General features: G+C 49.4%; 21 protein-coding genes and 1 tRNA gene. 6 read left to right on the top strand and 16 right to left on the bottom strand.

Going from position 1 to position 21,751, the window contains the following annotated elements; all coding sequences use genetic code 11:
• Positions 1–843: 843 nt before the first annotated feature.
• A complete protein-coding gene (locus tag L103DPR2_RS09575; protein WP_156339886.1) occupies positions 844–1,890 on the top strand; it encodes a ComEC/Rec2 family competence protein in 1,047 nt (348 codons plus the stop codon).
• Between the two features lie 341 nt (positions 1,891–2,231).
• Positions 2,232–2,307, top strand: a tRNA-Asn gene (locus L103DPR2_RS09580).
• A 70-nt stretch (positions 2,308–2,377) separates the two neighbouring features.
• Here the strand turns inward: L103DPR2_RS09580 and L103DPR2_RS09585 are convergent.
• From L103DPR2_RS09585 to L103DPR2_RS09645, 13 genes are all read right to left on the bottom strand, one after another.
• Complete coding sequence (locus tag L103DPR2_RS09585) at positions 2,378–3,577, bottom strand: glycerophosphodiester phosphodiesterase family protein (RefSeq protein WP_082466777.1); 1,200 nt, start codon at positions 3,575–3,577, stop codon at positions 2,378–2,380.
• A gap of 35 nt (positions 3,578–3,612) precedes the next feature.
• Entirely contained in the window at positions 3,613–4,305 is a 693-nt protein-coding gene (gph, locus tag L103DPR2_RS09590; protein ID WP_055360887.1) for a phosphoglycolate phosphatase, read from the bottom strand.
• Positions 4,306–4,333: 28 nt separating this feature from the next.
• Positions 4,334–5,440: an ABC transporter ATP-binding protein gene (locus L103DPR2_RS09595; protein ID WP_055360888.1), complete on the bottom strand. Its 1,107-nt coding sequence runs from the start codon at positions 5,438–5,440 to the stop codon at positions 4,334–4,336.
• The gene (locus tag L103DPR2_RS09600; protein ID WP_055360889.1) at positions 5,437–7,188 is read right to left on the bottom strand and encodes an ABC transporter permease; all 1,752 of its coding nucleotides are present in this window, start codon (positions 7,186–7,188) and stop codon (positions 5,437–5,439) included. The genes L103DPR2_RS09595 and L103DPR2_RS09600 overlap by 4 nt, the downstream gene beginning before the upstream one ends.
• 16 nt (positions 7,189–7,204) lie before the next feature.
• On the bottom strand, positions 7,205–8,548 hold the full coding sequence (locus L103DPR2_RS09605; protein ID WP_055360890.1) for an ABC transporter substrate-binding protein: 1,344 nt from the start codon (positions 8,546–8,548) through the stop codon (positions 7,205–7,207).
• 101 nt (positions 8,549–8,649) lie between these two features.
• On the bottom strand, positions 8,650–9,462 hold the full coding sequence (gene phnE, locus L103DPR2_RS09610; RefSeq protein ID WP_055360891.1) for a phosphonate ABC transporter, permease protein PhnE: 813 nt from the start codon (positions 9,460–9,462) through the stop codon (positions 8,650–8,652).
• Positions 9,459–10,148, bottom strand: a complete 690-nt coding sequence (gene phnE / locus L103DPR2_RS09615; protein WP_231717724.1) for a phosphonate ABC transporter, permease protein PhnE — start codon at positions 10,146–10,148, stop codon at positions 9,459–9,461. Before phnE (L103DPR2_RS09615) ends, phnE (L103DPR2_RS09610) begins: the two co-directional genes overlap by 4 nt.
• A gap of 110 nt (positions 10,149–10,258) precedes the next feature.
• On the bottom strand, positions 10,259–11,032 hold the full coding sequence (gene phnC, locus L103DPR2_RS09620) for a phosphonate ABC transporter ATP-binding protein (RefSeq protein WP_055360893.1): 774 nt from the start codon (positions 11,030–11,032) through the stop codon (positions 10,259–10,261).
• Between the two features lie 2 nt (positions 11,033–11,034).
• Positions 11,035–12,093 carry a phosphate/phosphite/phosphonate ABC transporter substrate-binding protein gene (gene phnD, locus L103DPR2_RS09625; protein WP_082466778.1) on the bottom strand — a complete coding sequence of 353 codons (1,059 nt, stop codon included), beginning with the start codon at positions 12,091–12,093 and terminating at the stop codon, positions 11,035–11,037.
• A 110-nt stretch (positions 12,094–12,203) separates the two neighbouring features.
• Positions 12,204–13,211 (bottom strand): Bug family tripartite tricarboxylate transporter substrate binding protein, encoded by a 1,008-nt coding sequence (locus L103DPR2_RS09630; protein WP_082466779.1) that lies wholly within the window; start codon positions 13,209–13,211, stop codon positions 12,204–12,206.
• A 17-nt stretch (positions 13,212–13,228) separates the two neighbouring features.
• Complete coding sequence (locus tag L103DPR2_RS09635) at positions 13,229–15,142, bottom strand: PhoX family protein (RefSeq protein WP_055360895.1); 1,914 nt, start codon at positions 15,140–15,142, stop codon at positions 13,229–13,231.
• A 115-nt stretch (positions 15,143–15,257) separates the two neighbouring features.
• Positions 15,258–15,527 (bottom strand): adenylate/guanylate cyclase domain-containing protein, encoded by a 270-nt coding sequence (locus tag L103DPR2_RS09640; RefSeq protein WP_082466780.1) that lies wholly within the window; start codon positions 15,525–15,527, stop codon positions 15,258–15,260.
• A 233-nt stretch (positions 15,528–15,760) separates the two neighbouring features.
• Positions 15,761–16,864: a TauD/TfdA family dioxygenase gene (locus tag L103DPR2_RS09645; RefSeq protein ID WP_231717617.1), complete on the bottom strand. Its 1,104-nt coding sequence runs from the start codon at positions 16,862–16,864 to the stop codon at positions 15,761–15,763.
• Between the two features lie 200 nt (positions 16,865–17,064).
• On the opposite strand from L103DPR2_RS09645, the gene L103DPR2_RS09650 reads away from it, so the two are divergent.
• Together L103DPR2_RS09650 and L103DPR2_RS09655 are read left to right on the top strand one after the other, a co-directional pair.
• Positions 17,065–18,024 carry a tripartite tricarboxylate transporter substrate binding protein gene (locus L103DPR2_RS09650; protein WP_197274866.1) on the top strand — a complete coding sequence of 320 codons (960 nt, stop codon included), beginning with the start codon at positions 17,065–17,067 and terminating at the stop codon, positions 18,022–18,024.
• A gap of 1 nt (position 18,025) precedes the next feature.
• Positions 18,026–18,412, top strand: a complete 387-nt coding sequence (locus L103DPR2_RS09655; protein WP_055360898.1) for a group II truncated hemoglobin — start codon at positions 18,026–18,028, stop codon at positions 18,410–18,412.
• A 25-nt stretch (positions 18,413–18,437) separates the two neighbouring features.
• Here the strand turns inward: L103DPR2_RS09655 and arsB are convergent, their stop codons facing one another.
• Both arsB and L103DPR2_RS09665 read right to left on the bottom strand, forming a co-directional pair.
• Positions 18,438–19,499, bottom strand: a complete 1,062-nt coding sequence (gene arsB / locus L103DPR2_RS09660) for an ACR3 family arsenite efflux transporter (protein ID WP_231717618.1) — start codon at positions 19,497–19,499, stop codon at positions 18,438–18,440.
• Positions 19,500–19,564: 65 nt separating this feature from the next.
• On the bottom strand, positions 19,565–19,744 hold the full coding sequence (locus tag L103DPR2_RS09665; RefSeq protein ID WP_055360899.1) for a rubredoxin: 180 nt from the start codon (positions 19,742–19,744) through the stop codon (positions 19,565–19,567).
• A 54-nt stretch (positions 19,745–19,798) separates the two neighbouring features.
• Between L103DPR2_RS09665 and L103DPR2_RS09670 the strand changes: the two genes are divergently transcribed.
• The gene (locus L103DPR2_RS09670) at positions 19,799–20,329 is read left to right on the top strand and encodes a hypothetical protein (RefSeq protein WP_156339888.1); all 531 of its coding nucleotides are present in this window, start codon (positions 19,799–19,801) and stop codon (positions 20,327–20,329) included.
• Positions 20,330–20,344: 15 nt separating this feature from the next.
• On the opposite strand, the gene L103DPR2_RS09675 is transcribed toward L103DPR2_RS09670, so the two are convergent.
• A complete protein-coding gene (locus tag L103DPR2_RS09675) occupies positions 20,345–20,986 on the bottom strand; it encodes an SOS response-associated peptidase (protein ID WP_055360901.1) in 642 nt (213 codons plus the stop codon).
• A 15-nt stretch (positions 20,987–21,001) separates the two neighbouring features.
• Here L103DPR2_RS09675 and L103DPR2_RS09680 point away from each other — a divergent pair, with 15 nt between their 5' ends.
• Positions 21,002–21,751, top strand: a complete 750-nt coding sequence (locus L103DPR2_RS09680) for a response regulator transcription factor (protein WP_156339889.1) — start codon at positions 21,002–21,004, stop codon at positions 21,749–21,751.

A 21,751-nucleotide genomic window follows, 5' to 3' on the forward strand; every position in this document is an offset into this window, starting at 1 on the left:
GAGCAAAAGCTACAGGTCATTTAAACGATTGAGGTCTGATTTCATGAGCTCCAACGCACGTAACAACACGTGCCTTACTCCGGATACCGGAGTCGAACCGCCTCAAGCTTAATTGAGATGCAATTTCTCTGAAGAATCTATAAACTTGAAACGACTGGTATGCAGCGTAAGGCGACATCCAGGCGCTTGTCGCCAAGCGAGCAGTTTCGTTTTGAAGCAGATTTTCTGCACCAGCAGTCACCAGTGTTCACGACTGAAGAGACATCTTGGCCTGCAGGTGGCGTGGCATTAAACTGATCATATTAAAGATTGTGACTAGGGAGAGACCAATATGCCGTCGTTATCTGTATGGTTCGTTTCGTTCATACTCGGGGCTGAGCTGTTTGCAGCCGTTTGGGCGCTCGGTTCTCTTGCTCTAGATGAAGCCGCATGGCTCGCAGGCGATTTGCGCGTGGCAGTCCTATGCGTCCTATTTGGCGGCTTAGGAGGCATTACATACTGCCTGCGAGGCGTCTACCTAAATGCATGCGTGCGCAAGCAGTGGGATGTCGGCTGGCTGCCGTGGTATGTCCTCCGTCCTGTCGTGAGCCTAATACTAGGCGGGGTTAGCTTTCTGTTTGTCAAAACTGGCCTCTTATTACTGGGGTCTGCACAGACTGTGAATGGGCCTCCGCTTGGCATCTGGGCACTCGCTTTCATTGCAGGTCTTAACGTGGATCGCTTCCTAGCAAAGATTGAGGAGATCGGTTCCACAGCATGGGGAGTCGAGCCTTCAAGGCAGTCAAGATCGTCGGGCGTGTCAGCGGCAAGTAGCAATGCGCATCCGTCCAACAAGCCGTAGACATGCCCGCTGTTCATTTTCTCAACGTCGGCAACGGCGATTGCATCGTCATACAGCATGGGAGCGGCCGGGTCTCGATGATCGACATCTGTTCCGGCAACATGGATGCGCCATCCAACGCATTCGCGCAAGGTGGTTTGGCAGGTCTAGGTTTAGGTCTGCGACCTCCTCCGAACGCCTTAGCGCAAGGGGCACTTGCGGGGCTTGGACTACGAGGTAACTTGGGCATGGGAACGAAACCCACGCGTCCGCAAGATTACCTACGCGAACTCGGGATATCAGAGATTTGGCGGTTCATACTGACTCACCCAGACATGGATCACCTTGACGGATTCGATGCGTTATTCAATGAGTTCACAGTGCACAATTTCTGGCATTCAGGTGCTATAAGGGAGAAACCATCGTTCGGTGGAATCTCACACTACAAGGAAGTGGATTGGGACCGCTACGAACAGGTGAAAGCCGGACGGGATGAAGCGAACTCCCGCTTGGTTCTTGCTGGGGACAGATTTGCCTATGCCAACCAGACTGACACGGGCCATGGTTGGGGTGACGGTCTTCACATCCTTGCACCGACTCCGGAGTTGATTGCCCAAGCGAACCAGACAGAAGACCCGAACGACGGTTCGTACGTGATCCTCTACTGCTCGGAATCCTTCCGGATCATCTTCGCTGGTGATTCTCACGACGACACTTGGGAGCACATCCTCACTCATCACGCCGAGGATGTGGCGAACTGTGATGTTCTGATTGCCCCACATCACGGCAGAGATTCCGGTCGACAATGGGATTTTCTTGACGTCCTTCGCCCGAAGTTGACGCTGTTTGGTGTCGCGCGATCTGAGCACCTCGCTTACGAGGCATGGAACAAACGAGGGCTTTTCAAGATCACCAACAACCAAGCGGGCAACATCTCAATCGAGGTTAGCGAACAGAGGCTAGACGTGTTCGTCGAAAACGAGAGCTTTGCTATCGCAAAATCGCCGCACGATATATTGCGGCATCCTGTCCTCGGTTACCGCCGGTACGGCTACGTCAGCAGTTCATAGTTCATCACAGACCGCTTTCAGCCTAAAGCGGTCTATACCGTCCAGACTCTGGACACCCCCTGACCGTCCAGACCAAGTCAAGTGTCCAGAGCTGGACGCTTTGTACCGTCCAGAGCGCCTCTTGCGTCCAGATTCTGGACGCTTTGCTTTGTTTCGTCTTATTGAAGTTGTCCACTTGATTGATTTCGTTCAAAGCTAAGTTAGCTCAAGCCAAAAAAACAGTTTTCCCCTCGAAAAACCGCATTTTTTTTGCTACAATGCGAGGCTTAGCGAAACAGCACAGTCTCTCTTAGTCCTAAAGACTCTGAATTTTTGTGTACTTTTTGCTAGTAACCGAATATTCCTCGATAGCTCAGTCGGTAGAGCGCCGGACTGTTAATCCGTAGGTCCCTGGTTCGAGCCCAGGTCGAGGAGCCAAAATAAAAAACCCCTTCAGCAGATATGCCGAAGGGGTTTTTTCTTTGAGTGCCTCATTTCTATCCAATATTTAACGAGCCAAGGCGGTGAGGGCCTCTCGCCCCAGGTCTGGATGATCCGTAAAGAAGCCATCCATTCCGACCTCCACAAAGGCCCTCAATTGTGCTGCCATGTCACCTTTTGCCGCAGGGTTGGAACCGAGGGCTAGTTCAGAAGGAAGAAATAGATTCTCAGCTCTAAACGTCCAGCCATGAACTAACAAGCTACGGGCATGGGCTTCACTGATCAACTCTGTGGGTGGTAGCAAACGTCGACCATCGGTGGGCACAATCAGCTGAGTGTGAGCACCGATACCATCCGCATAACCCTTGATGAAGTCCAAGCCCGGAGCAAGAGCCAAGTCTTGATATCCACGAGAATCCCCCGAGAGTTGAAAGTCGTAAGGCTTTCCATTAGCGCTCAGAATCTGTACCAGCCGCATCGCCGTGCGAGGACGCAGATACTGAAGATTACTCACTTCAAAGGACTGAATGAATACTGGCGCATCTCTTTTGTCACCATATGCAGCGTGCAATTGGGTTAGAAGCACGTCTTCCATACGCGGCAAACCTTTGGCATCGGTGAAGCTTTTGAAGTAGCTAGGATGCTTTGTTTCAGGATAAATGCCAATGGTGCGATTTAATTCTTTACTGCGCCGCTGAGCCAATTCAATGACCTCAGCTAGTGTTGGGATGGGATATCGATCGTTGAATGCATTGTTGGCCTGGCGTAGGTCACGCAAGCGTTCCTGCGCGCGAACATCAGCTCGAAGTTCTGCGGCAGTAAAGTCTTCTGCAAACCAGCCAGCTGTAGGCTTACCATCCAGCTGCTTAATCACAAGTCGATCTGCATACTTGTCAAGTTGACAGACATTGGTACTTGTGTCACTGCGGTGCAACTCGGGCTTTCCATCAGAGTTACGCTTAATGGTACGTCCATCAGCCTCTAATTGCACTCTGGCAAGCATGGGCTCATGCCTTGCATGAAGCACGCCATCTTTGCTGAGCACCAGATCGGGTTCGATGAAGTCAGCGCCTTGATCAATCCCGAGGGAATAGGCTGCCAAGGTGTGTTCGGGAAGATAACCGGAGGCACCTCTGTGCGCAATCAGCAGAGGGGCATGGCCATTTAATGTCTTATACACAACGCCCTGAGCATGAATCTTGTTAAAGCAAAACAATGCTGGCACGACAGTTAAAAACAAGCGACGACTTAAAATTTCAAGTGTCATAGAAATCCCAGTGTTTTAAGTTTGAGAAGACCCTTTCAGGACTTATTGATATTCAACTGCACCATAGAATCCAACCATGCCAAGGCAGGTGTATTTTGAATAGGCTCTCCATGGTTATAACCATAGGTCATGAGAACCACAGGGCACCCTGCCGCATCAGCCGCTTGCGCGTCGTTACTTGAATCACCCACCATCAAAGTTTGCGGTGGTAGGCTCTGCAAGGCCTCACAAGTTTTAAGCAAAGGCAATGGATCTGGTTTTTTTCGCTCAAAACTGTCACCACCAAAGACTTTTGTAAAGTAAGGTGCCAGTCCTTTGTCTTGAATTAGAGGCAATGTGAAAGACACAGGCTTGTTTGTAAGGCAGGCCATTGGCAAGCCCAAGGCTTTTATTTGTTCTAAGCCTTCCATTACGCCTGGAAATACATTGGAGAACTCTCCATTGATGCTGAGGTAATGGTGTTCGTAGCGTTCCCAAACTGGCGTGAATAATTGCTCAACCTCCCGCGCATTGCCAGCCACTTCAGGCAATGCCAGTTGGTGTTTGAGTACCGTGCGAATGAGGTGTTCAGAGCCTTTGCCTATACTGCGCTCAATGAGCGTGCGGTTTGCTGTGGGGACTTGTAAGTCTGCAAGGGCACGGTTTAAGGCAACCTCAAAGTCACCGATGGTGTCGACCATGGTGCCGTCTAGGTCAATCATGACGGCTTGTAAATTAAGTTTTTTCATGGTGTGTACTGCAATAGAAATCGAAAAATCAAACAGCAAACAGTCTGACTTGGGATGGCGGTAAGCTTAAATTCAATGGTGTGCCTACAGCCAGTTTAGGCACGCCAGCATAGTGTGCTTGATCGACAGACAAAGAATGCTGCCCCACCCGCACCCGATAACGCGTCGACTCGCCCATGAATTCGCTGGCCTCAACTGTGCCTTGAATGCGAATGGCGTTCTGATCAGAAGTCGACGCGTTCACGTCTAACTTCACGGCATGCGGCCTAAAGCTCAGTTGAACAGACTGACCGTTGGCAAACTTATTAAAAGCTACGGCAACTTCGGAGGCCACGGGCAGCGTAACCTGCCCAACACCCATGACATTCAGTTCCAAGTGGTCTGCATGTTGGCTAAGTACTTTGGCATCCAGCATGTTCATGGTGCCTACAAAGTTGGCCACGAAAGCATTCACAGGTTCATCGTAGAGTTCGACGGGAGAGCCCACTTGCTGCACAACGCCTTGGTCAAGTACCGCCATGCGATCAGCGGTGGTCATGGCCTCTTCTTGGTCGTGCGTCACGAAGATGGTGGTGATGCCCAAGCGACGTTGCAGCGCCAACAGCTCTTGGCGCATTTGCACGCGCAAGGTTTTATCAAGGTTAGACAAGGGCTCGTCCAGCAGCAAAACTTGGGGTTCAATCACAATGGTGCGCGCCAATGCAACGCGTTGCTGTTGTCCGCCCGAGAGTTGATTGGGTTTGCGCTGACCAAAGGCCGACAAGCCGACCAACTCGAGCGCTGCAGCCACTTTGCTTTGGAGAGTGGCTTTATCGACTTTGCGCTCAACCAAACCAAAAGCTACGTTGTCCCATACGGACAAATGAGGCCACAGGGCGTAGCTTTGAAACACCATGCCAATGTTGCGATCCCATGGCTCTTGTTGCCCAATGTCGCGACCATCCACCAACAACTCGCCGTGTTGATGTTTATTGAACCCTGCAATCAAGCGAAGCAATGTACTTTTGCCAGATCCTGACGGACCCAGCAATGCAAAAAATTCACCGGGCTGAATGTTGAGGTTGACGTTTTTGAGCACTTCCGTGCTGCCGTAAGCCAAACGGATGTTGCGACATTGAACGCTGACTTTTTTCATGATGAAAATTCCTTACGAGGGGCCAAGCGGCTTGCCGTCTGTTCAACCACGCGGTGTGACAAATAAGTGCCAATGGCCACTACCAAGATGGCCAGTACACCAAGGGCCGCTCCGGGTCCACGACCCGCCACACTTTGCATGTACAAGTAAATGCCATAGCTCATAGGCGCTTGCGAGTCTGCCGATACCAGCATGATGGTGGCCGACAACTCGACAGCGGCTGTGATGAAGCTTGTGACAAACCCGGCCAAGATACCACCCGTCATCAGTGGGACCAGCACCCTTCGAATGCTGCGCATTTTGTTGGCACCCACACTCTCGGCCGCTTCTTCAAGAGAGATGTGAACTTGTTGCAGAGCGGCCATGCAGCTTCGCAAAGCATAGGGCAACCGGCGTACCGCATAGGCCAACATGATGGCCACCCAAGTGCCCGTGAGCAAGACATCGGTGCCTGGTACGTTGACACCTTTGAACATGCGCAAGAAGCCAATGGCCAACACAATGCCAGGGACCGCCAGCGATGCGGTGGCTACCCAATCCAGCCATTGGCGTGCTGGCAATCGGGTGCGCAAAATCAAATAAGCGATGGTCACGCCTAGTAAAACATCCAATCCCGCAGCCAGTCCACAGTAAATCAAGGTGTTTTGAATCATGCCGCTGGCGTCTTGAAACACTGTGGCGTAATGTTCTAGCGTGTAGGCATCAGGTAGTGGTGAAAAGCTCCAAACTTTTGCAAATGACAACAACAAAACACCCAAATGGGGCGACAAAGTAATCAGCAAGATGACACCAATCCAAAGATAAGCCAGTGCGCTTTCTAAAGGTGAAAGTTGGCGACGCTGAATGCTGCCCCCACCTTTTTGCAGGGTAGAAAAATCACGACCTTTTAAAGCTCTGGCAGAAATGACCATGGCGCAAATCGAAAACACAATCATGAGAACGCTGATGACATAACCCATGGGATCTTCAAGGCCCACTTGCGTGATGCGCAAGTAGGCTTGAGGTGCCAGCATGTTGGTTTGGCCCATGACCAAGGGCGTGCCCAAATCATCAAACACTTTGACAAATACCAAAGATGCACCCGCCACAAAACCTGGCAGTCCGAGCGGGAAAATAACGCGCCAAAACAAACGCCAACCTTTGCATCCCAGATTCATGGCGGCCTCTTCCATGGCGCCGTCTATGTTGCGCAGCGCAACGGTGAGGTTCATGAGAATGAAGGGGAAGTAATGAATGGCTTCTACAAAAATGACGCCATTGAGACCCTCCATGATGGGCAGCGTAAAACCAAATGCATCGTTCAACAACAGATTCAAGGTGCCTGAACGCCCAAAAATCAGTTGCAACGCGACAGCCCCCACAAAGGGCGGCATGATAAGCGGCAGAACGCCCAAAGTTTGAATGAGAAGCGCGCCTTTGAAATCAAACCGGACGGTAAAGTAAGCCAAAGGAACGGCAATCAGTGCTGCAAAAATAGCCGACATCACAGCCACGTACAGACTGTTGATGAATGACTCGCGCATCAAGTCTTGCGAAAAGAACGCGCTGAAATGCCCCAGAGTAAAGCTGTTATCGCCATCCAAAAAAGCAGTGATGAAAACCCGCGCAACGGGCAAAGCAAAAAACAACAGCAAGAACACCAACACCAATCCACCGGCGAGCCAAACACCGGGGCGTATGGTGGCCCACCCAATTTGAGGTTGCGGGCTCACTTGAAGTTGGTTGGCTGCTTGGCCATTGATGGTCATGCTGCTGCCCTAGGGCTTACTTGACAGCAGCCAATGCTTGCTCTGCCAGGCTTTTTGCACGCTCATAGTTCTGACGCGCGCTGTTGTTCCAGTAGTTCTCTAAACCCGTCACGCTTTTGCTCACTGCTGCATCTTTTTTGTTAGCCGCAAACAAAGCCAAAAACTCTTTGTCAGCTGCTTTCTGCGCATTCACCACAGGGCTGAAAGCTGCTTCACGGGCTTGCTTGAGAAGCTCTGATGCATTGGCGTTGGTTTTTTTGGCCAAGGCAGCTTCAGCGGCATGGATGGCCTTGGTTGCAGCTTGCAGCTCTTTCAAACGAAAGGTGATGGTTTGATCAAACAGTGCAGAAACCACGTTGTAGCGCGCCTCAGACAAGTCAGAGTTGAACTGAACCTTGGCGCGCTTGGCAATTTCAAAAGGATTGGGATAGCCAGCAGGAGTTTTGCCACCCATGGCTTCGGGTGGCAAGATGGGCAAGCGTGAAATTTTGGGGTTGTAGAGCAGTTCTTGACCTTGTTGTGACACGGTGTAGCTGATGAATTTTTTGGCCTCAGAAGCATTTTTACTGCCGGCAACCAAGGCAATATTGGCAGGCACAACTGCCGTGACATCTGGGTAAACAAACTCAACTGGGAAACCAGAATACTTGCCAGCCAAGCCAAAGAAATCAATCACCAGGCCAATGCCGAATTGGCCATTGTTCACACCATCGGGCACTCCAAAACTGCGCTCGGTGATGGCTGCACTGTTGCCCGAAATTTGCAGCAATTGACGCCAGCCTTTTTCCCAGCCCTCCCCTTGTAACAAGGTTTCAACTGTTAAGTGCGTTGTTCCAGAACGTGAAGGAGAACTCATGGCCACATGGCCAAAATATTCAGGCTTGGTCAGGTCAGCCCATTGTTTGGGTGCAGAAAGTTTGTTGGCGGCCATGTAGCGCGTATTCCACATCAAACCGTAACCTGCCAAGGCCTGTCCTAGGTACATGTTGTCAGGCGCGTTGATGGGATAGGCGCCCACTTTGGCGGGCGTTGCTTTGTTGGCCAAATCGCCAATGGGCTCTAGCAACTTCAGACCCGACATCACTTCAAAGGCATCAGGCGCTGAGGCCCAAAAGACATCTGGCCGCTGGCCTACAGGCAATTCGCGAACATATGAAATACCCTGCACCGTGTTTTTATTCAAGATCTCGATTTTGATGTCCGGGTTGGCTTTTTCAAAGGCCGATTTGTAAATTTGAGTCAGTTCTTTGGGAAATGAGGTGATCACAGTGACGGTGCCTGCTATCGCCGACTGAGTGCCATAACCCAAAAAAGTCAGTGCAACTGTCAAAATAGATTGCGAAATAAATTTTGATTTCATGGGTCGGTCCAATGGAAGTGGCTATGGAAAATCTGATGTTACGAAAATAGTCACAACCTGACTATTCAGGATTACGATGATGAGGGCATGCTTAGCAATTCTTAAATAATCCTTGAACGAATGCTAGACGTCACAATCTCAGTCACGATGACGACCATGAAAATGATGGCCAATATCAATCCAACCTGATCCCAGTAAAGGTTGTTCATGGCGCTTTCAAGCGCCACACCGATTCCGCCGGCACCAACAAGACCCAGCACCGCTGACTCGCGAATGTTGATATCCCAACGCAACAAAGCAACTGACCAAAAAGCTGGACTGACTTGAGGCCAGTAACCCTTTACCAAAAGAATACTGCGAGGGGCACCGCATGAAGTGAGCGCCTCAATTGGACCGCGATTGGCCTCTTCAATGGCCTCGCCAAATAACTTCCCGACAAAACCAATGGATCGAAAAGCGATAGAAAGAACGCCTGCCAAAGCCCCGGGTCCAAAGATGGCCACGAACAGTAAAGCCCAAATCAAAGAATTGACCGAGCGGGTTGAAACAAAAATAAACTGAGCTGTCCAGTTGAGTGTTTTACTCGAGGTGAAATTGCGGGCAGCCAAAAAAGCCAAAGGCACAGCAATCAGCAGAGAAATAAGTGTGCCAAGTGTGGCAATGTGAAAAGTTTCAATCAGCGCTGGATGGATATTTTCTGGATAAAAATTCCAGTCGAATGGCCACATGCGTTTGAAGAGATCAGCTGTCTGCTCTGGTGCATCGTACAAAAACTCTGGAATCACTTCAATTTTCTTAAGCGCCCAAATAAAAGCTACCACAGTGATGATGTAAAAAACAGCGCGACCCATTCGCTCTGTTGCAGACAAGCGCTCCCAATGCTGCGCATTCACAATCTGTAGAGATCGGTTCACCGGAATATTCTCTTCAAAATATTAGACAGCAACTCTGCGAACATGATCAACGCAATGATCAAGATCAGGATTGTGAGGACCACGTCATAATCAAATCGTTGATAAGCGGTGAACAACGCAGCACCAATTCCACCGCCCCCCACTATGCCAACCATGGTGGAATTGCGTAAATTTGAGTCAAACTGATAGGCACTCAAACCAATGAAACGCGCAAAAACTTGAGGCATCACAGCCATGATCAGCACGCTGAAAAAACCAGCGCCTGTTGATCTCACAGCTTCAACTTGCTTTTCGTTCAATTCCTCAAGTACTTCTGCGAACAGTTTGCCGATGAACCCCAGGCTAGAAACAATGAGGGCTAAAACACCGGCCAACGCACCAAAGCCAACCGCCTTCACAAACAAGATAGAGACAATGACTGGATGAAATGAACGGCACACAGCAATGAAAACTCTCGCGCTGGCTGCTAGCCAAGAAGGTGATAAATTTCTCGCGGCCATGACCGCCAAAGGTAAAGACAAGAAAACCCCAACAGTGGTGGCGATGATCGCAATTTGAATTGTTTCCAGCATGCCCGTACTGATCAAATCCAGCTTGTCGGGTGCAATGTTGGGCGGAAACATCCGTCCAAAGAGTTTGTAAGCCTGCGGCAAACCGCTTACAAAGCGATCCCATGAAAAATTCACTTGGCCTGCGGCGTATAGCGCATAAAGCGCAAACCCGCTCCAAGCCAGTCGGCTGGGCCAATGCACATCGAAAGCAACAGGACGAGGCTTTGAACTAAACGCCAATTGACTCACGCTTGCCAGTCCTCTCCGCCATAGATGTCATTAAGGTGCTTGTCTTGCAATGCATCAGGCGGACCATCAAAAACCACTTGGCCAGCAGACATGCCAATGATGCGAGAAGCAAAGCGACGCGCCAAATCCACATTGTGAATATTGACAATGACAGGCACATCTCGATCTTTAGAAACTTGATCGAGCAACTCCATGATCTCAACAGAGGTTTTCGGATCTAAAGAAGAAGTAGGTTCATCGGCAAGAATAAGACCGGGCTCTTGCATCAGGGCTCGTGCAATGCCCACTCGCTGCCGCTGCCCACCCGATAATGCATCTGCACGACGCGATGCAAATTCTTGCGACAACCCGACAGAATCAATGAGTTCAAAAGCGCGAGAAATGTCTTCTTCCGAAAACTTGCGGAGCAACGGACGCCAAATGGGCAACTTACCCAACTTTCCACAAAGCACGTTTTCCATCACTGTCAACCGTTCAACCAAGTTATATTCTTGGAACACCATGCCGATGTGACAACGAGCCTCGCGCAAGGACTTGCCTTTTAGCTGAGCAAGGTCTTCACCTCTCAACTTAATCTGACCCGCCGTGGGGTCTATCAGCCGATTGATGCAACGGATCAGGGTAGACTTGCCTGTACCCGATGGACCGATGATGGCAGTTAAACCGGAGGCCTCAATTTCTAAATTGATGTTTTTAAGAACTGGCTCGCCTGGACGGTACTCCTTGTACAGTCCCTTGATAGACAGCAATGCTGCCCCTGCAACATTCATGTTCAAGGCTTTTTCTCGGCGCTGGCAGCAGCAGCACGCTTGGCAGCAGCCGCTTCGGCTTCGCGTTTGGACTCAGCTTCGTATGCGGCTTTGTTATAGGGCGTACCAGATTTTTCGGCAACATCCCGAACAACAGCCCAATCTTTAGCGTAAGAGATTGGAAGGAAACGGTCATCACCATTGAATTCTTTTTGCATGGATTCCGTGAACCTAAAACTGTAAAAGCATTGTTGCAATTTGCTTGCCAGTTCAGGTTTCAGGTCATGTGCATAGGCGAAAGACGACGTTGGGAAAGTTGCACTTTTGTAGATGACTCGAAAATCTTCTTTTTTCACTGTACCCCGAGTGATCATGCGATCAAAAACGTCAGAGGCAACAGCAGCCATGTCATAGTCACCAGAAACAACACCCAAAATAGACTTGTCATGTCCACCAGACATCATGGGTTTGTAGTCTGTGTCTGGTGTGAGGCCAAAGCTAGGAAACAGCACACGAGGCGCTAAATTTCCAGAGTTCGATGAAGGTGCTGTATGGGCAACTTTTTTGCCCTTGAGATCACCCAGTTTTTGAAATGTACTGCCAGACTTGACGATTGCAAGCAGGTTGTAGCCGCGGACCTCAGTACCCACTCCCTTAGCGGCAAAAGGCACTGCACCCGCCATGTTGACGGCAAATCCTGTGGGCCCGGTTGAAAAACCTGCAAAGTGCAATCTGCCAGAACGCATCGCTTCAATTTCAGCCGCATTCGACTGTACTGGATAGTAAACCGTCTTTTTCCCAACGCACTTTTCAAGGTGGTCGGTAAATGGCTTGAAGATGTTCGCATAAATTGCGGGATCCTCTACGGGCGTATAGGCCCAAACCAATGTTGACGGATCACGGTGCTTGCTTTTGTTGGTTGGTAAGTCCGCAACCAGATCGTTGTTTGCGTCGCAATACGCATTGTCTAATTGACCACGATGAGGGCAAGCGTCTTGTGCCGCGGATAAACCGCAGAGCGTCAACAAAGCAGCGGGCAGAATTACAAAACGGGCGCAAGAAAAAGATGCCTTAGGATTCATGAGAATGCCTCCGAATAGAAGTAGCAGTGGTAATTTTGTTAATCATCCTAGCATTACACAAGCACCCTTTAAACTATGGTTAGCCCCAAGCTGGCGCAAAATTGGCATGACTAATCTATCGGCTTGATGTCCAGTTCTTGTGCTAGCTTGACCCACCGAGCTGCATCCCCCTCCACTTTTCGACGCATCTCATCTGGTGCTGGCGATGCCACCTCCAAGGCCATGCCTGCCAATCTCTCACGAACATCTGGCATACGCAAGACTTGCTCCATTGCATTGGCAAGCTTGTCAACAATAAGTTTGGGCAGATTGGCGGGGCCCATGATGCCAAACCATTGCTCGTAATCCATACCCTGAATTCCTAGTTCAGCAAAAGTAGGAATGTCTGAAAAATCAGCGTTTCTTTTGGTGCCAGTAACTGCTAAGGCTCTCAATTTGCCAGATTTAACGTGTGTACCCGCACTGGCCATGGTGGTAATCATGACATTCACTTGTCCGCTGATTAAGTCAATCATGGCGGGTGATGATCCTTTGTAGGGCACGCTCATGAAGTCTAAGCCCGACCGCGCTTTGAACAAGTCAACAACCACGCTACCTGTTCCTGCGATGGCCATGGTCAATTTTTGCGGATTGGCTTTTGCAAAAGCCAAAGTATCCTTAGCAGTCTTTTGCTCGAAAGTTGCACTGGCCACTAAAAATGCTGGTGAACGACCAATCAGGGAAACCGGTGTGAAGTCTTTCACTGCGTTGTAAGGCATTTTGCGTGTGTAAATGGGCGTACTTGTATGAAACACGTCGACCAATACCAAGGTATAGCCATCTGGAGCCGACTTGGCCACAGCATCAGCGCCAATGATGCCGCCTGCACCGCCCTTGTTTTCAACGACGACAGTTTGCTTCAGAACGCCGGACAACTTGTCTGCGACTTGTCGACCGATTCCATCCGAACTACCACCCGCTGGAAATGGGATAACCAACTTAATTGGCTTGTTTGGATAGTCAGAGAGAGATTGCGCAAGTACTAAATTTACACAACTCAATGAGGCAATTAAGAAGAAGGCTTGCGCGAATTTTCGCTTTGATAAAAACGTTTGACTGCGAAATATTAAATTCTGCATTTTTTACACCTAAGTTGTTACGTTCCAATAATACCGCCATCTAGTTTGCGAATGGCCACCAAGGCGGACCTAGGTTGCCCATTGGGCGCATAGTCTGGCCAATTGGAGTATCGCCTTGGTTTGGAGGGATCACTGCGATCCGAAGGCGTTTCTCCAGGATGTTGAATGCTTACAAACATGGTGGTGCTGTCGGGGGTAAAAGTAACGCCCGTCACCTCGCAGTTGGTCGGCCCTGTTAAAAAACGACGGGTTTCGCCTGTAGCAGTATCGCAAGCCAACATTTGATTGTTGCCAATACGTGACAACTCGCCTTTGTACATTTGAGTTGCATGCGCATCGGTTTGAATCCAAAGAACGCCTTGCTTGTCAAAAGTAATGCCATCCGGACATGCATAGATATCACCCTTGATATTGCCTTTGGCCTCTGCTCGTTCATTGGCTGGATCGCCAGCTAAAACCATCAGGTTCCATTCAAATGTGCGGCCATCAAAGTCATTCGCATCCTTCCAACGAATGATCTGACCCATGACATTGTTGACCCTGGGATTTGCAGCATCGACACCAGGTTTTCCAGCGATACCTCGTTGACTGTTGTTGGTCAGGGTGCAGTAGACCCAACCCGAGAGAGGGTCGATGCTGAGCCACTCTGGGCGATCCATCTTGGTGGCACCCAACAAGTCACTGGCTTGTCTTGATTTAATGAGCACTTCACCTTGATCGGCAAACCCATTGGTGACAGTCAGTGGGCCTTGGCCATGCACTAGCGGAATCCATTGCCCCTTGCCATCGGCATCAAATCTTGCGACGTACAAGACGCCATGGTCTAGCAAATCTTTGTTGGCCTGCGCCTGCGTCAGACCGTTGCCTGCCTGTTTGATTTTGTCGCGACTGACAAATTTGTAGATGTATTCGAAGCGAGCATCTTCACCAGAATAAACGACGGCTCTGCCATCCTTGGTCATACCCACCCAAGCACCTTCGTGCGCTGCACGTCCCAACGCGGTTCTTTTCACTGGCGTGCTGTTTGGATCCATGGGGTCCAATTCGACCACCCAACCAAATCGGTGAAACTCATTGGGATTTTTTTGCAGGTCGAATCTCGGGTCATGCTTGTCCCAAGCGAAGAAACCAGACTTTGGGGCACCCCAGCGCTGCTGATCTTGAGTGGGCTTGTCGCCTGCACCAAAGTAGAAAGCAAAGTTCTCTTCGCCCGACAAATAGGTACCCCATGGTGTTTTGCTGCTGGCGCAATTGTTCAAGGTTCCTAAAACTGTGAGTCCTTGAGGATCAGCCGAGGTGCGCATCAGTGCATGACCTGCAGCTGGTCCTGCTACTCTAAAAGGCGTGCTCAAAGTCACGCGTCGCGCATAGGGCGATGGGCGCACCATGTTCCATCGACCATTTTTCATTTCAACTTCAATGACAGACAAGCCGTGCGCGTTTTGGGCTTTTCGAACTTTCTCCGGATTCATTGGATTGAAACCGCCAACATGAAGTAAGCCGTCATCGGTGTATTCATGATTGATCGCCAACAAACCACGGCTAGAACCCTGCAGAGGGAAATATTCCAAACCGTCGTGGTGCATGCCCAATTGCACCGCCTGATCGTCCGCAGAATTGCTGCCATCCATTTTGAAAGCAGGCATACGACCCGCAATACCCACTGGATCGCCCCAAGGGGCAAAGGGAGTCGCGGTGTAACCTTCCGGAACAACCAACTGATCGCCCATACCCACTGGAATGGGTTTGAAGCCAATTTTATTGGAGGGTCCTGCGAGAACTGCGCAGCCAGACAAAGGCGCCAAGACGGTGGCCAATGAAACTGCCGCACCGTTTCTTAGAAAAGTTCTTCTTGATGTTTCAATGACCGCATGGATACTGAGATTTGAAGAGCGATTGCTGTCTTCCATTTCACTGAAGTTTTTGGCCATGCTGAATCAATATAAAGTCAAAATTCCTAACCCTAACACTTGAAGAAGTACTTGGGATCAGGCGCTAGGGTTTGGCGTGATAGCTTGTAAATTCAATGTATTCATTGTGAGCAATTCAATCCGACAAGTGACCATTGACAAAATATGTCATGATTTTCCCAAGTCCTTTGCATTCAACCAATTCACGCTCCCGAATGTCAAAGTGTTCCCTCACCTGCAAATAGGTACTCGGAGAAATGTGAATTTTGCCGGGCAAAGAAGTTGACTCCATGCGGCTGGCGGTGTTAACGGTATTGCCCCATAGGTCATATGAGAACTTGGTGTGACCAATGACACCCGCAACCACAGGACCCGAATTGATGCCAATGCGCATTTGAAGTGCCATCTGATGTTGGTGGTTATATTTAATCTGTACTCATAAGGGTAAAACAATGTTGAATCGAACGACTCAACACCCAGCCCTTGGAGAAAAGATTTTCCCAATCGGTCGATTTCAGATAAAGTCTCGATGGGAAAGTTCAAAGAAAAACCCAGAACTTCTGCCGAGGGCTCTTGACGCAGCGTTGGATCAATTTGAACTGAATTCATAGGTGCTCAATGCACGTCAAAAAATTTAAATCATGTGGCGCGCCGCAGCGTCATCCCCAAATGTTCTGCTTGACGCTTCTCATAAGCCAAAAATGCTTCTGTGATTTGACTGCCTCGAACACCACCGCGCACAGAACCCGCTTCAATGTCCCCAAAGTACTCTTTCCAAAGGGGTGGCAACCGCTGCCCTTGAGGAATACTGAGCCACAGTCGCAGCAAGTGACGCTTACGCTCAGGCTCTTCATGGTCTTCAAAATTGGTGCGCGAGTGGATCACAACATAGTTGTTCAACAACTGCATATCCCCTCTGTCAAGTTGCATGGAATAGCAAAACTTATCATCGGGCAGCAGTTCATCCAGTAGGTCCAGCAACTCAATTTGCGCTGAGGTTAACCGAGGTACTTCAGGAAAATCGCGTTGCGCAGCCGTGACATTTTTTCGATTGGCACGCAAAGCGAAAAACTCTGGGTCATCACCCAAAATGGGACATTTGTAAAAAGGCGGTTGGCTGGCGTCATTGGTGCCTTGGTAGCTGTAATAGAAAGGTTGCTGCATCACAGGAATCAGGTCCGGTCGCAATCGCTTCACTTCATCAACCACGGCTATCGAGCTAGTCACCTTGCTGGTGCCGCCAGATTTTGCTGTTTGCAAGCACAACAAGGCCACCACATCGCATGAGTCAACGTGAAAATCCAAACCTGCATTGGTGTTGTAGCCACGGCCATTTTTTACCTTGTAACTACCACCTTCATCGCGAACATCGTTCATCACTTGGCTGGCAATGTTTTGTGTTCTGGCCACGCCAACATTGAGGCCAATGCCCCAATGCGCTAAGCGCGCGTCCTCTACCGACCAACGTTCAACTGGAAAACCCTTGAGCAAGCACATGCCATACGCCGTCTGAGTCACTGCAAAGGCTTGATCGATGGCTTGCTTGGCGTGTCGCTTCAAGGGGAAGTCGTTGGCTGTCATTTCTAGCCAATTTTTCCCCGTTGCTTTGGCATGCTGAAGCGCTTCCTCAATTTCAGTCACGGCCTCACGACTTAGAAAATGAATCCAAGAGGAATCTCGCGACAGTTCTTGTGGAAACCATGCGCGAGGCTTCTCTAGATTGGTTTGGATGAATGTACTCACAACGCATAACTCCAATTCGGTCAATCAAATGCCCACTGGTAACTGTCCAGTGCCATGGACATTGATTTTATTGAGCCATCTTACTGAAGAAAGCATGAAGAAAATTCACCCTAGGGTCTCTACCAATCCATACGCCTTGCATGTGACCGTCAAGAGTCTCTAAACTTCAAAGTTGATCAATGACTATGAACGGGTTGCGTATGCGTCGAATTTGGGCCGTTGTTTTGGCATGTTTTTCACTGACAAGTTACGCGCAAGACAGCAACTATCCTGTCAAGCCCATCAAGCTGTTGGTGGGCTATGCCCCAGGGGGTGCTACGGACATCGTTGCCAGAAGCATCGCCATCAAAATGCAAGAAACACTTGGCCAACCCATCATTGTGGAAAACCGAGCGGGTGCCAGTAGCAACATTGCTTCCGAATTTGTAGCGCGCAGTGCGCCCGACGGTTACACCCTCCTCCTGGGCACCATTGCCAATGCCACCAACATGACCGCCTACAAAAACATGGGCTACGACACGATGCGTGACTTTGTTCACATCACGCAGTTCATGACGGCACCCTCTGTGCTTACGCTTCATCCTTCTGTGCCGGCCAAGAACCTTCGAGAGTTCATCGCAGTCGCTAAACAAAATCCTGGCAAATTTGCGTTCTCTTCAAGTGGCAATGGCGGCTCCCCTCACCTGGCCGGCGAATTGTTGAAAATGAGAGCCAACATTGATTTGATTCACGTGCCCTACAAAGGCGCGGCACCGGCCATAGCCGACCTTTTGGGCGGTCAAGTTCAAATGAGTTTTCAGACGGCCTTGTCGGCCATTCCCCATTTGAAAAGTGGCAAACTGAACGTGATTGCGGTGGCCAGTAAAAAGCGCATGGGCACGATGCCCAATGTCCCCACCATGGCCGAAGCAGGCTTGCCAGACTTTGAGGTGTCCAGTTGGAACGGCTTGTTTGCGCCCGCTAAAACGCCTCCACACATCGTTGCTGCACTTTACAATGCTGCAACCAAAGCGCTTCAAACCCAAGACATCAAGGACAAAATGGAAGCCCAAGGCGCAGAGCCCGTAGGCAACAGTCCTGATGAGTTTCGTGCATTTGTCAAAACAGAAATTGACAAATGGGAACAGGTGATTGTGAAGTCTGGCGCCAAGATGGAATAAATTGGAAAAATCAATCACCCCTTACGAACTGATCGGCGGCGAGCCTGCTGTCAAAAAACTGGTCCATCGCTTCTACGAGTTGATGGAAGAGTTGCCGGAAGCCTATGCTGTTCGTCAGCTTCACCCTGAAAGTTTGGCAGGCAGCGAAGAAATGCTCTTTGAGTATTTGTCGGGCTGGCTAGGTGGGCCCAACCTGTACATCGCAAAGAAGGGGCATCCACGACTGCGCATGCGTCATGCGCCTTACAACATTGGCGCTAGAGAACGCGATGAGTGGATGCTGTGCATGACACAAGCTTTAACCGAACAAGTCGGCGATGAAGAATTTCGGCAAGCTTTGCTGAACCAGTTTAGCGAGCTGGCCAGTCACATGATCAATTCACATTGAACCCCCAAGCCTCATTCATCGCAGTTTAATGATTGGCTTCGTTGGACTTCTCGTACCAATTTTTTGAGTTGTTCACGACGTAAACCACCAGCAACATCACCGGTACTTCAATCAGTACCCCCACCACAGTGGCCAGTGCCGCACCAGAATTAAAGCCAAACAAACTGATGGCAGCAGCCACAGCCAACTCAAAGAAATTAGAAGCTCCAATCAGTGCTGACGGGCACGCTATGTTGTGCTTCTCGCCAACAGCACGATTTAACCAATAGGCCAGCCCCGCATTGAAAAACACTTGAATCAAAATGGGGACGGCCAAAAGTCCAATGATCAAAGGCTGTTTCAATATGGCTTCACCCTGAAATGCAAACAGCAGTACCAGGGTTGCAAGCAAGGCTGCAATAGACCAGGGTCCTATTTTCGCCATCACATCATCAAAGACTTGCTGAGCCTTAGACAACAAAATTTTCCGAAGCCATTGCGCCAGGGCAACGGGAATGATGATGTACAAAACAACTGAGGCAAGCAAAGTATCCCAAGGAACAGTGATGGCCGAAATGCCTAGCAAAAAAGCGACCAAGGGTGCAAAGGCAATCACCATGATGCTGTCGTTCAGCGCCACTTGCGACAAGGTAAACAAGGGGTCACCGCCTGTGAGCCGGCTCCACACAAACACCATGGCTGTACAAGGTGCGGCCGCCAACAAAATCAAGCCAGCAATGTAACTGTCAATTTGATCTGGTGGAAGCAAAGGTGCAAACCAATGCCGAATGAACAACCAACCCAACAAGGCCATTGAGAACGGCTTGACCAACCAATTCACAAACAAGGTAACGCCAATGCCCTTGATGTGCTTGCGAACTTCATGCAAGGCAGCAAAGTCTACTTTCACCAGCATGGGAATGATCATGACCCAAATGAGCAAACCGACCGGTAAATTAACTTGGGCGATTTCCATGCTGCCAATGGCTTGGAAAACCTGCGGGAAAAATTGTCCCAGTGCAATACCAGCCAGGATGCACAGAAAAACCCATACCGTCAGGTATCGCTCAAAAACACTCATTGGTGCAACTGTTTTGTCTTGTGTCATTCTTACAAGCTTACTTAAAACATATGACTGAACGATGACACGTCCAAACTAGCTTCACAAAACCCTCAGATAACGACAACCTCAAAGTCAGCTTTGGCAACACCACAATCCGGGCATGTCCAGTCTTCTGGAACATCGGCCCACAAAGTACCAGGTGCAATGCCATCTTCGGTCCGACCTTCGGCTTCGTCATAGACAAAGCCGCAAACGATGCAGATATAGGTTTTGAAATTGATGTTGCTCATGATTTATTTCAAAGTTGTGATTCTCAAACTGAAATGATTGTCACATGAATTAGGTTGACATATGTCAAGCTGCCGTTTTGGTATGGGGATAAATTGATATTCAATTCCCTAATGAAAGGCGCCCGTATGCCAACAAACCATCAAATCGGTCTCATTGCACTGATCAAACGATCGCGACCCATCAACCTCATTACGGGACCGATCATTTACAGCATGGTATTTCCCATCATGCTCCTTGATCTTTGTGTCTCGTTTTACCAATGGACCTGTTTTCCCATTTATGGCATTACAAAGTTCAACAGAAAAGACTACATTATTTTTGACAGACAAGAGTTGAAGTACTTGGACTGGGTGTCAAAGTTTCACTGCACTTACTGTGCTTATGGCGTGGGTGTGGCAGCTTATGTTCAAGAAATTATCAAAGCCACAGAAGCTTACTTTTGTCCTGTTAAACACAAAGAGAAAAACCTCATCGCAACGCACAAACATTGGCAGGCCATTGCCTTTGAACAAGGACCCGATTTTGATTTTGAGGCGTACTTGGAAAAAGTCCGAAACCAGATGACTCAAAAAAATGAGCCATGAATGAAGCGCTTATCTTTAAAGTCGTTTGACAGGTGCAGGCTCTGCAAGCAGTGGCGGCATGTGCTGCCATGACATCAAATTTGCCGCGCTTTCTGTGGAGGAGGCTAGCCAAGAACTGTGCAGATTCGGCGGAATGATCACAGGCGTTCTCTTTTCATCACCTTGCTTGTGAAACTGCTTCATCACAGGGTGCGCATCGGCATTGACCGTGAGCATCGAAAAACTCACCACCAATTCACCAGAAGTGGGATCTGTCCATCGGTCCCACAAACATGCGATGCCAAACGGATCGCCCGAGGCCAAACCAATCTTCCAACGCACTGCCCTACCCGATTCGTAACTGGGCTCATAGAAATTTTCAACCAGTACCAAGCCGTATTGGCGATTTCGCCACGCAGCTCGGTAACTGGGCTTTTCGGCTGCTGTTTCGCTACGTGCGTTGTAGGTATGGCGGCTTATTTTGTCGTCTTTTGCCCAAGCGGGTATTAAACCGAATTTGGCCAACCCACAAGCCACTCTAGATGTTTGATGACTCTGCACAACGACGGGGGCTTCAAAGCCAGGATAGGCCTCACTTGGGTACCCAGCCGGCACATCGACACCAAAAGCATCCTTGACCCATTGGGGTTTCTGAATGGGTGTGAAATTGGTGCACATGCTTCAGGATGGAGGTTGAGTGAACTTTTTGCCAGAACAGCGAATTGTGAGAAACTATTTTCAGCCGCATTTTGCACCATCTATAACCTAAGTTTCATTGAAAATCGCAGGGCAGCGGCTAAGATCAAACGAGCTATGACCCATCAATACTCCAATGCACTTCTGATCATCGACGATCACCCAGTCTACCGGGAAGCATTAGGCGAGATTCTCACACGAGAATTCAGCAACTTGGGCATCGGTGTCTATACAGCCAGCAACGCCAGTGAGGGGCTTGATTTGGTCGATGCCATGGACAAAACATGGGTTGTGTTACTCGATGTCAAAATGCCTGGACTAAGCGGACTGGCTGGCATTAAGGTATTCAAACAAAAAAGCAACGTAGAACATGTGGTCTCCATATCAGGTCTTGAATCACCAACCTGGGAACCACGTGCAGTGGCTGCAGGTGCAACATTGTTTGTTTCAAAGAACAACACGTCCATCAGCATCTACAACAAGATGCAAAAACTATTTAGAGTGAGTAGCATGCCATCTGTTGTTCAAACGGCAGAAGAACAACCTGATTTCCGACTGACTCAAAGGCAATTGGAAGTGCTGCATCTAATATCGCTGGGCCATCCCAACAAAATCATTGCTGACTATCTGGAAATCAAAGAACAGACAGTCAAAATTCACATCAATCAAATATTCAAAGAATTGCGGGTTTTCAATCGCACGCAGGCGGTTCTTAAAGCTCAAAAATATCAGTTGTTGAGCAATTAA

This window comes from Limnohabitans sp. 103DPR2 (genome assembly GCF_001412575.1).
Taxonomy (GTDB): Bacteria; Pseudomonadota; Gammaproteobacteria; order Burkholderiales; family Burkholderiaceae_C; genus Limnohabitans_A.

Coding starts and splice junctions, on each gene's coding strand:
- L103DPR2_RS09575 (WP_156339886.1), top strand. CDS start 844: ATGCCCGCTGTTCATTTTCTCAACGTCGGCAACGGCGATTGCATCGTC.
- L103DPR2_RS09585 (WP_082466777.1), bottom strand. CDS start 3,577: ATGACACTTGAAATTTTAAGTCGTCGCTTGTTTTTAACTGTCGTGCCA.
- gph (WP_055360887.1), bottom strand. CDS start 4,305: ATGAAAAAACTTAATTTACAAGCCGTCATGATTGACCTAGACGGCACC.
- L103DPR2_RS09595 (WP_055360888.1), bottom strand. CDS start 5,440: ATGAAAAAAGTCAGCGTTCAATGTCGCAACATCCGTTTGGCTTACGGC.
- L103DPR2_RS09600 (WP_055360889.1), bottom strand. CDS start 7,188: ATGACCATCAATGGCCAAGCAGCCAACCAACTTCAAGTGAGCCCGCAA.
- L103DPR2_RS09605 (WP_055360890.1), bottom strand. CDS start 8,548: ATGAAATCAAAATTTATTTCGCAATCTATTTTGACAGTTGCACTGACT.
- phnC (WP_055360893.1), bottom strand. CDS start 11,032: ATGAATGTTGCAGGGGCAGCATTGCTGTCTATCAAGGGACTGTACAAG.
- phnD (WP_082466778.1), bottom strand. CDS start 12,093: ATGAATCCTAAGGCATCTTTTTCTTGCGCCCGTTTTGTAATTCTGCCC.
- L103DPR2_RS09630 (WP_082466779.1), bottom strand. CDS start 13,211: ATGCAGAATTTAATATTTCGCAGTCAAACGTTTTTATCAAAGCGAAAA.
- L103DPR2_RS09635 (WP_055360895.1), bottom strand. CDS start 15,142: ATGGCCAAAAACTTCAGTGAAATGGAAGACAGCAATCGCTCTTCAAAT.
- L103DPR2_RS09640 (WP_082466780.1), bottom strand. CDS start 15,527: ATGGCACTTCAAATGCGCATTGGCATCAATTCGGGTCCTGTGGTTGCG.
- L103DPR2_RS09650 (WP_197274866.1), top strand. CDS start 17,065: ATGCGTCGAATTTGGGCCGTTGTTTTGGCATGTTTTTCACTGACAAGT.
- arsB (WP_231717618.1), bottom strand. CDS start 19,499: ATGACACAAGACAAAACAGTTGCACCAATGAGTGTTTTTGAGCGATAC.
- L103DPR2_RS09665 (WP_055360899.1), bottom strand. CDS start 19,744: ATGAGCAACATCAATTTCAAAACCTATATCTGCATCGTTTGCGGCTTT.
- L103DPR2_RS09675 (WP_055360901.1), bottom strand. CDS start 20,986: ATGTGCACCAATTTCACACCCATTCAGAAACCCCAATGGGTCAAGGAT.